The organism is Erwinia persicina, assembly GCF_014838825.1.
Classification (GTDB): Bacteria; Pseudomonadota; Gammaproteobacteria; order Enterobacterales; family Enterobacteriaceae; genus Erwinia; species Erwinia persicina_A.
Genome location: NZ_JACYMO010000001.1, coordinates 614,636 through 626,151, shown reverse-complemented (window position 1 = coordinate 626,151; position 11,516 = coordinate 614,636). Strand labels below are relative to the sequence as shown.

At 57.4% G+C, this 11,516-nt stretch carries 14 protein-coding genes; 8 read left to right on the top strand and 6 right to left on the bottom strand.

Annotated features, from left to right (window positions below):
* Positions 1-10 precede the first annotated feature (10 nt).
* Positions 11-652, top strand: a complete 642-nt coding sequence (locus IFU29_RS02925) for a bifunctional 4-hydroxy-2-oxoglutarate aldolase/2-dehydro-3-deoxy-phosphogluconate aldolase (RefSeq protein WP_191932588.1) — start codon at positions 11-13, stop codon at positions 650-652.
* A 41-nt stretch (positions 653-693) separates the two neighbouring features.
* On the opposite strand, the gene purT is transcribed toward IFU29_RS02925, so the two are convergent.
* Positions 694-1,872, bottom strand: a complete 1,179-nt coding sequence (gene purT / locus IFU29_RS02920; protein WP_191932587.1) for a formate-dependent phosphoribosylglycinamide formyltransferase — start codon at positions 1,870-1,872, stop codon at positions 694-696.
* A gap of 139 nt (positions 1,873-2,011) precedes the next feature.
* Here purT and IFU29_RS02915 point away from each other — a divergent pair, with 139 nt between their 5' ends.
* On the top strand, positions 2,012-2,317 hold the full coding sequence (locus IFU29_RS02915) for a YebG family protein (RefSeq protein WP_191932586.1): 306 nt from the start codon (positions 2,012-2,014) through the stop codon (positions 2,315-2,317).
* A gap of 103 nt (positions 2,318-2,420) precedes the next feature.
* Here IFU29_RS02915 and IFU29_RS02910 read toward each other — a convergent pair whose 3' ends face one another.
* On the bottom strand, positions 2,421-3,242 hold the full coding sequence (locus tag IFU29_RS02910) for a sugar phosphate isomerase/epimerase family protein (protein WP_191932585.1): 822 nt from the start codon (positions 3,240-3,242) through the stop codon (positions 2,421-2,423).
* Positions 3,243-3,441: 199 nt separating this feature from the next.
* On the opposite strand from IFU29_RS02910, the gene IFU29_RS02905 reads away from it, so the two are divergent.
* Together IFU29_RS02905 and IFU29_RS02900 are read left to right on the top strand one after the other, a co-directional pair.
* Positions 3,442-4,095, top strand: coding sequence for a tellurite resistance TerB family protein (locus IFU29_RS02905; RefSeq protein ID WP_191932584.1), 654 nt, complete (start codon positions 3,442-3,444; stop codon positions 4,093-4,095).
* Between the two features lie 129 nt (positions 4,096-4,224).
* A complete protein-coding gene (locus IFU29_RS02900) occupies positions 4,225-6,282 on the top strand; it encodes a S9 family peptidase (RefSeq protein ID WP_191932583.1) in 2,058 nt (685 codons plus the stop codon).
* Here IFU29_RS02900 and exoX read toward each other — a convergent pair.
* From exoX to IFU29_RS02885, 3 genes are all read right to left on the bottom strand, one after another.
* Positions 6,279-6,944: an exodeoxyribonuclease X gene (gene exoX / locus IFU29_RS02895; protein WP_062746249.1), complete on the bottom strand. Its 666-nt coding sequence runs from the start codon at positions 6,942-6,944 to the stop codon at positions 6,279-6,281. The two genes, IFU29_RS02900 and exoX, sit on opposite strands and share 4 nt — an antisense overlap.
* A 12-nt stretch (positions 6,945-6,956) precedes the next feature.
* Positions 6,957-7,715 (bottom strand): carbon-nitrogen hydrolase family protein, encoded by a 759-nt coding sequence (locus IFU29_RS02890; RefSeq protein ID WP_191932582.1) that lies wholly within the window; start codon positions 7,713-7,715, stop codon positions 6,957-6,959.
* Between the two features lie 67 nt (positions 7,716-7,782).
* Positions 7,783-8,013 carry a DNA polymerase III subunit theta gene (locus IFU29_RS02885; RefSeq protein ID WP_062746245.1) on the bottom strand — a complete coding sequence of 77 codons (231 nt, stop codon included), beginning with the start codon at positions 8,011-8,013 and terminating at the stop codon, positions 7,783-7,785.
* Between the two features lie 165 nt (positions 8,014-8,178).
* Here IFU29_RS02885 and copC point away from each other — a divergent pair, with 165 nt between their 5' ends.
* The 3 genes from copC to IFU29_RS02870 all read left to right on the top strand — a co-directional run bounded on the left by copC (position 8,179) and on the right by IFU29_RS02870 (position 9,825).
* Positions 8,179-8,541, top strand: coding sequence for a copper homeostasis periplasmic binding protein CopC (gene copC / locus IFU29_RS02880; protein WP_191932581.1), 363 nt, complete (start codon positions 8,179-8,181; stop codon positions 8,539-8,541).
* 1 nt (position 8,542) lies between these two features.
* A complete protein-coding gene (gene copD, locus IFU29_RS02875) occupies positions 8,543-9,421 on the top strand; it encodes a copper homeostasis membrane protein CopD (RefSeq protein ID WP_191932580.1) in 879 nt (292 codons plus the stop codon).
* Positions 9,422-9,486: 65 nt separating this feature from the next.
* A complete protein-coding gene (locus IFU29_RS02870) occupies positions 9,487-9,825 on the top strand; it encodes a YebY family protein (protein WP_191932579.1) in 339 nt (112 codons plus the stop codon).
* A 91-nt stretch (positions 9,826-9,916) separates the two neighbouring features.
* Here IFU29_RS02870 and IFU29_RS02865 read toward each other — a convergent pair whose 3' ends face one another.
* Positions 9,917-10,126 (bottom strand): hypothetical protein, encoded by a 210-nt coding sequence (locus IFU29_RS02865; protein ID WP_191933144.1) that lies wholly within the window; start codon positions 10,124-10,126, stop codon positions 9,917-9,919.
* Between the two features lie 294 nt (positions 10,127-10,420).
* Here IFU29_RS02865 and IFU29_RS02860 point away from each other — a divergent pair, with 294 nt between their 5' ends.
* Entirely contained in the window at positions 10,421-11,461 is a 1,041-nt protein-coding gene (locus tag IFU29_RS02860) for a TIGR04086 family membrane protein (protein WP_191932578.1), read from the top strand.
* The last annotated feature ends 55 nt before the right edge of the window (positions 11,462-11,516 follow it).

Below are 11,516 nucleotides of genomic sequence, written 5' to 3'. Positions count from 1 at the left end.
AACGTCGTTGATGAGTAACTGGAAAACAAGCGCTGAACAGATTCTGAAAACCGGCCCGGTCGTGCCGGTTATCGTGGTCAACAAACTCGAACACGCGGTGCCGATGGCGAAAGCGCTGGTGGCAGGCGGGGTGCGCGTACTGGAAGTCACTCTGCGCACACCCTGCGCGATGGATGCACTGAAAGCGATGATCAGAGAAGTGCCTGAAGCCATTGTCGGGGCAGGAACGGTGCTTAACGCGCAGCAGCTAAAAGAAGTGACCGACGCCGGAGCGCAGTTCATTATCAGCCCGGGCCTGACCGAGCCGCTGCTCAGAGCGGCCGTGGACGGTTCTGTCCCGCTGATCCCGGGTATCAGTACCGTGTCGGAATTGATGACCGGGCTCGATTATGGCCTGCGCGAGTTTAAATTCTTCCCGGCAGAAGCCAACGGCGGTGTGAAAGCGCTTCAGGCGATTGGCGGTCCTTTCCCGCAGGTGCGTTTCTGCCCCACAGGCGGCATCTCGCCGGCCAACTACCGTGACTATCTGGCGCTGAACAGCGTGCTGTGTATTGGGGGATCCTGGCTGGTGCCCTCCGATGCGCTGGAAGCCGGCGATTATGACCGCATTACGCGCCTGGCGCAGGAAGCGGTGGCAGGTGCCACGCGTTAAATGAGCAGGGGCGGCTCACCCGCCCCTGAATAGCCTGCAGATTACCCGCTGACCGAGACGCTGGCGGCGGCATCAATAGCGCGCTGAACCGCATCATCAATATCGCTGCCGGTGGCCAGCGCCACGCCAAGACGACGTTTCCCCTGAATGTCTGGCTTACCGAACAGACGCAGCTGTAACCCGGCCCCCAGCGCGGCCGACAGATTAGCAAAGCGAACATTATTGCTTTCCAGTTCAGGCAGGATCACCGCAGAGGCCGCCGGACCGTACTGTCGGATAGCGCCGACCGGCAGACCGAGGAAGGCGCGCACGTGCAGGGCAAATTCCGACACGTCCTGCGAGATCAGTGTCACCATGCCGGTATCGTGCGGGCGGGGTGACACTTCACTGAACACCACGTCATCACCGCAGACAAACAGCTCAACGCCAAACAGACCGCGTCCGCCCAGGGCATCCACCACCTTGCGCGCGATATCCTGTGCGCGCTGCAGGGCGAGATCGGTCATCTGCTGGGGCTGCCACGACTCCCGGTAGTCACCGTCTTCCTGACGATGCCCGATGGGCGCACAGAAGTGGATGCCGTCCACCGCGCTGATAGTCAGCAGGGTAATTTCAAAATCAAACTTCACCACGCCCTCGACGATCACGCGTCCGGCACCGGCCCGGCCCCCCTGTTGGGCATAATCCCAGGCGGCGTCCAGCTGAGAGGCCTCACGGATAAAGCTCTGGCCTTTGCCAGACGAACTCATTACAGGCTTAACGATGCACGGCAGGCCAATCTCCTCTGCTGCGGCCAGGAAAGCCTCGCGGCTGTCGGCGAAGCGGTAGGTGGAGGTCGGGAGCGCAAGCTCTTCTGCCGCCAGACGACGGATGCCTTCACGGTTCATGGTCAGCTTTGCCGCGCGGGCGGTGGGCACGACGTGCTGACCCTGCTCCTCCAGTTCCACCAGCATATCGGTGGCGATAGCTTCAATTTCCGGGACCACAAAGTGGGGTTTTTCCCGGGCGATGAGCTCGGCCAGGGCGGCACCATCCAGCATATTGATCACATGGCTACGGTGGGCAACGTGCATGGCCGGGGCGTCGGCATAGCGATCCACGGCGATCACTTCCACACCCAGACGCTGGCATTCCAGCGCCACTTCTTTGCCCAGCTCACCCGATCCTAACAGCATTACACGGGTGGCATCAGGACGCAGTGCTGTTCCAAGAGTTGTCATAATCGATACCTGAATGGATTGAAAAAATCGGCCGCAGTATAAACGAAAACGTTTGCGTACGCATCCCGCAGTTTAGGGTTGAGTCAGAAAAGCGGCGCTGGTATACTGTATAAAAATACAGTTAAACAGGACGAAAATCATGGCTGTTGAAATCAAGTACGTTGTCGTCAGAAAAGGTGAGGAAAAGATGACATTTGCCAGCAAAAAAGAAGCGGATGCTTACGACAAGATGCTCGACCTGGCAGAAGTCTTCGCCGACTGGCTGATCGCCAGCAAGCTGGAAATGGAAGAGCAGCAGGGTGAGGCACTCGGCCTGTTTATGGCAGAAAACAAAGATGCCCTGCAGCAGATCCTGCGCAGCGGAAAGCTGCCCGAAGAAAACAGCGCAGCGGACGACAGTGAAGATAGCGCCGAAGGCAAGCTGCGGGCGGTCAAATCGGCCTGATCGCCACCCATTGCGACAAATCTATCCCTGTGGAGTGGCTGACCTTTATTTTCGGTCAGCCTTCCTGAGGTTTTTTCGCTGCCCACCTGATGCTTAAGTGCAGTTACCCTCCCTGCAGTAAATGCCGTAACGATGCCATCGCCGCGTCTGCCGTCTGTGCCGGACAGGCCGCCTGACGGGCATCGTTAAACACCTCCAGCCCAAGCGGTCCCTGATAGCCGATCTGCTGCAAATGCCGCAATAATGCCTTCAGGGGGTAGTGTCCTTCACCGGGTAACAGGCGCTGATGACGAGCGGTATCGACCAGCTGATGTGCATCCGGCTGCCAGTCAAGGTCTGAGAGCTGTACCAGAAAGATTTTTTCTGCCGGTATTCCCGCCAGGTCTGCCAGAGTTCTCTGCCGTACAAACAGGTGAAACGCATCCACCACCAGCCCCAGATTCGCCGCGTCAATCTTCCGCACGCGCTGCCATGCTTCGGCGGGATTAGTGACGTGACGACTCCAGGCCATCGCTTCATAGGCGATACGCAGGTCATGCTCTGCCGCGCGCCGGGTAAGCCAGCGCAGATCCTCGTTAATGCGCTCTGCGCAACAGTGCGGGTGCGTCGAGGCGGGGACCAGCAGCGTCGTGGCACCCAGATGCTGCGCCGTCTTCATCATCGTCAGGGCTTCCCGGCGCTTATCATCGCGCAGGTCGTCAGGGGCACCGTCAAAGTCCAGCAGGACCTGATAGTCTGTCAGCCCCAGCGGCAGTGCCCGGCACAAACCGGCCAGCGCGTGGGCCCCCCCGGGGGCATTTTCCACATCCTGCTGCCACAGCTCCACCTGGTCGAAGCCGGCCAGAGCCGCCGCCCGCAGTTTCTCTTCGCTGCTGCCGCCGAGCAGGACGGTATTAATAAATAACGGGTTTGCTGAAAATGACATGGTTGCCGTTTCTCCTCTGCGGTTGATGCCGTTTCAGGGTAGGTGCGTTGGGCCGTTTTAACAAATCATCCGCCTGAATGCGGACAAAAACGGCTCATGCAGCGCGGGATAACGGGAAATTTTACAGCCTTTGCATCGTTTGACGTTTCCTGACGTGGGCTGTTCTATTGTGGTGCTTTCTGGCAAACAAGGACTGACTATGAGCAACTGGCTGCAACAGATCCAGACGGTATTAGGTAAAGCAGGTAAATCTTCTGGCGGCGGAGAAGGGCTGAGTAAAATGCTGGCTCCCGGCGCACTCGGCGGGCTGGCAGGGTTGTTAATTGCCAGCAAGTCCTCACGCAATCTGCTGATGAAGTACGGCAAAAATGCTGTCATCGTCGGTGGCGGCGCGGCCGCAGGCGCACTGCTGTGGAATAAATACAAGCAGCGCGTCAGCGAAACGCATCAGGATCAGCCTGGTTTCGGCCAGCAGAGCTCGCCAGTGGACCGCCGGGCAGAGCGGCTGATCGAGGCACTGGTGTTTGCCGCCAAAAGTGACGGACACATCGACAGCGACGAGCGTAAAGCCATTGATGAGCATATTCGTCAGTCCGGACTGGGGGCGCAGGGTGAGCAGCTGGTGCAGCGTGCCATCGATTCTCCGCTCGATCCACACAAGCTGGCCGTGGACGTAAAAAACGAAGAAGAGGCGCTGGAGGTCTATTTCCTCAGCAATCTGGTGATCGACGTCGACCACTTTATGGAGCGCAGTTATCTGCAGGCGCTGGGGGATGCGTTAAAAATTCCTCAGGACGTGCGCCAGTCGATTGAAACGGATATCCGTGCTGAGAAACAAAAACTTCCCGCCTGATCCGTACGCGGACGGTTAACGTCGTCCGCGTAGCTCCCTTAAAAATTGTGGCCAGCCATCGATAACTGCTTGGCAATCATCGCGCTTGCTGCCAACCTTACAGACAGGCACAGCAACAGCGAAGAGACCATGACACCTCCACAAGCGAAAAAAATCCCCCATACCCTGTCATTGCACGGCGATACACGAACTGACCACTACTACTGGCTGCGCGACGACGAGCGTGAAGATCCTGAGGTGCTGGCCTATCTGCGCGAAGAGAACGCGTTCTGTGAACAGCAGCTGCAGCCGCAGAAGACGCTGCAGGCTGAGTTGCTGCAGGAGATTATCGATCGCATTCCGGCGCGTGACCACTCGGTGCCTTACGTTAAGCGCGGCTACCGCTATCAGAGCCGCTACGAAGAGGGCAATGAGTACACTATTTACGCCCGCCAGCCTGCCGAAACGACCACGCCTGAGCAGTGGGATACTCTGCTTGATGGTAATCTGCGGGCGGAGGGACACGAGTTCTATACCCTCGGCGGCGTGGCCATCAGCCCGGATAATCAGATCATGGCAGTGGCGGAGGATTTCCTCTCGCGTCGGGTATACGGCATTCGGCTGTGTAATCTGCAAAGCGGGGAATGGTATCCGGAGGTGCTGGAAGGGGTTGCCTCCGCAATGGCGTGGGCCAGTGATTCGCATACCCTCTACTATGTGCTGAAGGACAAACAGACGCTGCTGCCTTACCAGGTCTGGCGGCATACGCTGGGTACGCCGCAGCAGCAGGACCAGCTGGTCTATGAAGAGCAGGATGACACCTTTTACGTCAGCGTCTACAAGACCACGTCGGAAGCGTACGTGGCGATTGCGCTGGGCAGCAGCACCACCAGCGAGATCCTGCTGCTGGATGCGGCACAGGCCGATGCACAACCCCGTCTGTTCTGTGCGCGGCGTAAAGATCATGAGTACAGCGTTGACCACTACCAGGATCACTTTTACGTGCGTTCCAACCGTGAGGGCAAGAACTTCGGGCTGTACCGCACCGACACGGTGGAAGAGCAGGAGTGGCAGGCGGTGATTGCGCCACGCGACACCGTGGTGCTGGAAGGCTATACGCTGTTCCGTGACTGGCTGGTGGTGGAAGAGCGTGAGCAGGGGCTGACCCGGCTGCGCCAGATTAGCTGGGCGAGGGGAGAAAGCCGCAGTATCGCCTTTGATGATCCTGCCTATGTCACCTGGATTGGTCATAATCCGACGCCCGACAGCAGCAAGGTGCGCTATGGCTATTCTTCCATGACCACCCCGGATACGCTGTTTGAGCTGGATCTGGACAGCGGTGAACGTGAGGTGCTGAAGCAGACCGAGGTTAAAGGCTTTGATGCCAGCGCCTATCGCAGTGAACGCCACTGGATCACCATGCGGGACGGCGTGGACGTACCGGTATCACTGGTTTACCGTAAGGATCGCTATCTGCCGGGGACGAACCCGCTACTGGTCTATGGCTATGGGTCCTACGGCAGCAGTATGGATGCCGATTTCAGCGCCAGCCGCCTCAGCCTGCTGGATCGTGGCTTTGTTTTCGCACTGACCCATATCCGCGGTGGCGGTGAGATGGGACAGCAGTGGTACGATGATGGCCGCCTGCTCAACAAGATGAACACCTTCCACGACTTTATCGATATCACCGATGCACTGATCGAAAGGCAGTACGGTGACCCGGAAAAACTGTACGCGATGGGCGGAAGCGCGGGTGGCCTGCTGATGGGCGCGGTGTTGAATATGGCCCCAGCGCGTTTTCGCGGCGTTGTCGCTCAGGTACCGTTTGTTGACGTGGTCACCACGATGCTGGATGAAAGTATTCCGCTAACCACCGGCGAATATGACGAGTGGGGCAACCCGGCGGAGGAGCAGTATTATCACTACATCAAGCAGTACAGCCCCTATGACAACGTCACGGCGCAGGACTATCCACATCTGCTGGTTACCACCGGCCTGCATGACTCCCAGGTACAGTACTGGGAGCCGGCAAAATGGGTGGCAAAACTGCGGGAGCTGAAAACCGATGACCATCTGCTGCTGCTGCATACTGACATGGATGCCGGGCACGGCGGTAAATCAGGGCGTTTCAAAGCCTATGAAGGGGTGGCGCTGGAATATGCGTTTCTGATCGCGCTGGCAACCGGCCTGCTGCCGGCAACCGTTTAATCCACCGCGCTTAACGCCCGCTGCATCGCACTGCGTAAGTCGGGTTTCAGATCCGGGATGTTTTTTAACATCCACTTTAAGTATCCCGGGTCTGACTTCGCCACATCATCCACTTTCTGCCCGCGATATTTCCCGAACGGGAACGTATTGAACGACCCCTTGACGTTTATCCGGCGGATCATTTCCGGCGCATCCCAGCCGCTAAACGACATAATACGGATCAGCAGCGCGGCGGTGACATAACAGTCGTACAGGGCGCGGTGTGCGTGCAGGTCGGCAGGCGGGGTAACCTCCAGCTGCAGGGCCTCGCGCAGGGCCTGGTTACTGTATTTCAGACCCGGCCACAGGCGGCGGGAGAGGGCCATGGTGCAGATCCATTCCCCGTGCATTTCCGGCAGCATACGCCGGTCGAAGCTGGCATTATGTGCGACGTAATAGGGGCTGCCGTGATAACGGCTGATGGCCTGTTCAATCGTCGGTTTGCCCCGCACCATCGCTTCCGTAATCTTATGTACCGCCATCGCCTGATGACTGATAGGCCGGTCGGGTGAGATCAGATCGCTCATTGGATTGACGATCTGCCCGGCAATCACGTCCACCGACGCCACCTCGACAATCCCCCCCTGCAGGCCGCAGGTTTCCGTGTCTATCACGCGTAACATAATTTCTCCCGTTTACAGAACCGACGGGCAGGGTAACGAATGCGCCTCCCCTTGCCAATGATTACCGTCACGGCGGGCGATAATCAGCTGCTCTCCCTCGTCACCCCGGATCACCTGGCATCCCTGCGCGTCCCAGAAGGCACTTTTCCCGGCGCACTGATAACCACCCGTAGGCCAGGCGTGGTTTGCCATCAGTACCGCCATTTTATACTCCCGTGACCAGCGGGCCAGATGTCCGCAGTCGGTGTCATACCCCTTTTCCGAGACCAGCACACTGGTAGCATAGAGGTCGGCACCGCGTACCGAGGCATCCCGGGCAAACTCTTCAACGCTGATATCGGCACAGATGGCCATGGCAACCTGATGATGCTGATAGCCAAAAATCGGCACCGTATTACCGGGGGTGAAAATCTCTTTTTCCGGGCCAAAAAGGTTGCGTTTGCTGTAGGCAATGCGGGTACCATCCGGCAGGAAGGTCAGGGCGGAGAGACGAACGTTATTGCCCGACTTTAACGGCAGCCCGATGCTGATCCCCATCTGATGATCCTGCGCCGCAGCGGCAAAAGGGTGCAGCAGCGCATCGTCCACCGACAGGGCAAGGTCGGCCACCAGCGGGAGCTCGTAGCCCGTCAGGGAGAGTTCGGGAAACATCAACAGGTCAACCCCCTGGGTGGCAGCCTGCTCAACGAAATCAAGATGATGCCGGATATTCCAGGACAGGTCACCCGGCCGGGAACCTGACTGTGCTGCTGCGATAGTCCACTGGGCCATAAAAGCTCACCGTTAAAGGGATGATTAATGCCTTATCTCAACCGAAGCGGCAATAAAACACAAGTCACTATTTTGGCTTCGGTTCATACGGCAGACGAGAGAGGGACAGCGAGGCCTGGCGATAGTGGGTTAACCGTTCACGAAACCAGTCATGCAGCGCTTCGGGCTGCTCGCGCAGCACCATTTCCGCGATAACCGGCATATTGTAGCGCTCTTTAAATGCGACACCCGCGGCGGCCAGATCGACGTTGACCTTGTCTTTTTCGTCCTGCGGCAGCGTGGCCAGATTGTAGCTCATGGTTTTCTCCCCCTGTTAAGGGGCAAAAAATAATGCAGAAGGCACGGATTAGCAAGCCCGGCGAGCCATTGATCGTCGCTCTCACCTCGACACCCGTTTTTAAGCGGGGTATCCTTTCGGCCTCAGCAGCCAGGGGCTGCGTCCCGCTAAGGAACATTGCGACATATGCGACACTTCTTCAGGGTTTCCGGCGTACTGATCGCCGCACTTTTTGCCCAGCAGGCTTCTGCCCACGCCCATCTGAAAAGCCAGTATACGGCGGTCAATCCGGCCGGCAGTGAATGGCCCGAATCGCTGACCATCATGTTCAGCGAAGATATTGAACCGGCGTTCAGTGGGGTAGAGGTCAGCCGCACGGACAAACAGCCCGTTGAGCAGCTTAAAGCCGCGCGCGACGCGCAACAGCACAACACCCTGCGCGTGCAGTTTAAGCAGCCGCTTTCCCGCGGGGAATATGCGGTGAAGTGGCATGTGCTGTCGGTGGACGGCCATAAGACGAAAGGGAATTACACCTTTAGCGTGAAATAAGATGGCGCTGACCAGCTTCTATATTCTGTGCCGCTGGCTGCATTTTGCTGCACTGATGTCGCTGGCCGGAGCAGCGATATACATCGCGTGGCTGGCCCCGGAGCGTTACCGGACCCGCCTGGCGCAGCGGCTGATGCCGTCAGCCATCGTCGCCTGCTGGCTGGCGCTGCTGAGTGCGGTGCTGCTGCTGGCAGCACAGACCGGTCAGATGGGCGACGGCTGGCAGGATACGCTGGATCCCGACGTCTGGCTGGCCGTCCTGCAGACGCAGTTTGGCCGCATCTGGCAGGGGCAGCTGGCCCTGGCGCTGCTTGGCTGCCTGAGCCTGACGTTACAGGGGGAGCCACGCCAGCGTACGCTGCTGATCTGCGCGCTGTTTCAGCTTGCCGGGCTGGCTTTTACCGGTCACGCGGCGATGCTGGACGGCTGGAGCGGCCTGTTTCAGCGCGTGAATCAGGTGGTGCATCTGCTCAGTGCCGCCTTCTGGGCAGGCGGGCTGCTGCCGCTGATTATCCTGATGCGCGACGCCCAAAGCCCGGGGCAGCGTTATGATGCCGTAATGACCATGATGCGCTTTTCGCGTTACGGGCACCTGGCCGTCACGCTGGTGGTGGTCAGCGGCGCGATCAACGCGCTGCTGCTGTTAGGCTGGCCGCCTGCCAGCTTCCGGCTTTACAGCCAGCTGCTGGTGGTGAAAACCCTGCTGGTCGGCGCGATGGTCGCGATTGCCCTTTATAACCGCTACTGCCTGGTGCCGCGCTTTCAGTGCAGTGCGGGTGGGGCGGAGCAGCGGTTTATCACCAGCACGCTGGTGGAGGTTGGCCTGGCGGCGACGGTACTGCTGGTGGTGGGGGTGTTTGCCACGCTGGAGCCTGCCTGAGCGGGCAATGGCCCGACACGTTATTCCTGTTCAGTAAGTGATTTATCGTTTGAGGTATTAACAAAATGAAAAAGTTGGCATTTTTATGTATCGCTCTCGGCATCAGCGGCAGTGCCGCAGCCGGTATTGAAACCGTTAGCCGTTTCGATATGGGCAAAGATAACTGGCCGTTCGTGCGTGAAGAGATGATGCTGAGCTGTGAAAAAGGGAACGTGCTGCTGGCGATTAATGACGGCACGCTGGTGCAGTATCCGCTTAACGCCGCCGCAGAAGAGAAGGTGAAATCCGGGCAGATTAAAGCGGGATTCCCGATTGAAAAAATCCTTGCGGATGATCCGGCCAACCCGGGACATAAAAAGAGCCTGGCCCCGATCATTGCCCGTGCGGAAAAGCTCTGTCGCTGACCGCCCTGAGCAGGCATCTCCCACAGGAGGTGCCTGCGACCCGTTGGCATTCCCTACGCTGAACCCCACCTGTCCGTTTCTGCCGCCGCGATCACAACGCTGATAATCCGTTCCCCGGTTGGGCCGCCTGCCGCTGGAAAAGCCCTGCGTCTGGTCTATCTTTTAAAGTGCAAGGCGAATCGCCTGCAATAATGCCAACTTTTAGCGCACGGCTCTGAAAAGAGCCATTTCCCTGGACCAAAGACAGGAATCGTCTTTGGTCTTTTTTTATATCATCCCCACCCGAAATAGCTTTATTCATTTCTGAATGCTTCAGTTTTATTCATATTGCGTAATGCGGGTTTCTGCTCTATGCAATAGCGGTATTTAAAATACGGCTTTAACTTACCCGAGAGATAATACACGCGTCTTTTTAGGGGTGATTTTTTTGTTGTAAATGAAAAGGGCAAAGGTGTTACAAATATCTCTATGCTAACTGACTGATGTCTATCAGTTTGGTTATTTATTTTATTAATACCGCCATTAGTCTGAACTGCCACCTATACTCAAAACGCAAACGGTAATAATTCCTGTAATTTCAGACTGGAGTATAAAAATGGAACTGAGAAAAGAGCTGGCGCTCACCAAACGTGTTTCGTGGGGAAGTATTATTGCCGGTGTGGTAACGGCGATGGCGATCTCTCTTCTTTTAACCATGCTGGGCACCAGCCTGGGTTTATCCATGCTGTCGCCTAAGTCGGATGACATAGTCAATGGTGCCGACACGGCGGTATTAGCCTGGTCTGTTATCGGCGTGGTGATCAGTCTGGCGTGCGGCGGCTTTATTACCGGCCGTCTGGCCGGCACGGACGGGGCCATTCACGGCTTCCTTATCTGGGCTACGTCCCTGCTGGTGGCCACGGTACTGGGCTTTGCCGCCGTAGGCGGGATCCTGAATACGGCCGGAAGCGCTGTGGGCAGCGTGGCGTCAGCCACCGGCAGCCTGGCCAGCGGATTGGGCAGCGTGGCGGGTCAGGCCGCACAGGGGGCCGCCAGCATCGGACAGAATATTTATGGTGATCTTGGCCTGGATACCAAACTCAGCCCGGATAATGCCGACGACCAGGTTATTCAGGCTCTGAAAAAAAGCGGTATTAAAGAGCTGCAGCCGGAATATCTGCAGACCCAGCTGGAAGAAGCGGGTAAAGATGTCGCCAGCGCGGTAAAAAACCTGGCGGTGAATCCTGATAACAGCGATGCCGTTATTAAGGGATTAACGGATAAACTTAAAGGCCGTGCGGAAAACCTTAGCCAGGCGATTGATAAAAATGAGGTGAAGCAGGCGCTGGTGCAGAATACCAGCATGACGCCTGAAGAAGCGGATAAAGCCGTCGAAAACTTTATTCAGACCCGCGATAAAACCGTACAGGAAGTGAATCAGCGCCTGTCGCAGTTAGAAAAGAATGTGAACGACGCGAAAGTGAAATACGCAGAGTTTAAAGAAAAAGCCAAAGAGAAAGCCGATGCCGCCGCTAAGGCCGGCGCGAAAATTGCACTCTGGTCCTTCATCGGATTATTAATTGGCGCGATTGTCAGTACGCTGAGTGGTTTCTGGGGCGTCAATACGCATCCTGAATACCGTAAAGTCAGAGCCTGATCATTACGCGCTTAAAAGGCCCCTTCGGGGGCCTTTTTTCGTTGGCGGGCCCGCA